Genomic DNA, 387 nt, shown 5'->3' with positions numbered 1-387 from the left:
GTACAGCACCGCACCCCAGGGCCCTTAGAACGCTGCAAACGTTCATTTTCGGCCTCATCGAAGCCGTAGGAGCGGTGCCAAGGCCCACTAGAGACGTTTACAAACGATCGGTTATCCTTATCCTCTGGATTTGGAAACCCGCCCGGCAACGAGCCCTCAGGCGCTGCAAATGGCCGCTGACACGCAAAATCATGCTTCCCGTCAACCACAGAGACGGCTGATCGGCTATGCGCGCGTCTCGACGGACGAGCAGGCGACCGAAGCCCAGGAGATCGAGCTGCGCGCGGCCGGATGCGACCAGATCGTCGAGGAACACGGCTCGGGCGCCTCCCGAGCCCGCCCTGCCCTTGCGAAGCTCGTGCGCGAGATCGCCGCCGGCGACACGCT

The 387-nt window shown here is 63.6% G+C and carries 1 protein-coding gene; it reads left to right on the top strand.

Annotation, left to right across the window (positions count from 1 at the left end; translation table 11 throughout):
- Nucleotides 1-169: 169 nt before the first annotated feature.
- Nucleotides 170-387, top strand: a 218-nt coding sequence (locus tag EOA85_RS37135) for a recombinase family protein (RefSeq protein ID WP_164760226.1), incomplete at its 3' end; no start/stop codon positions are given.

It is taken from the genome of Mesorhizobium sp. M5C.F.Ca.IN.020.29.1.1, assembly GCF_003997375.1.
Taxonomy (GTDB): Bacteria; Pseudomonadota; Alphaproteobacteria; order Rhizobiales; family Rhizobiaceae; genus Mesorhizobium; species Mesorhizobium wenxiniae.
The sequence above is the reverse complement of the archived record's forward strand: the minus strand, read 5'-3'. Positions and strand labels throughout refer to the sequence as shown.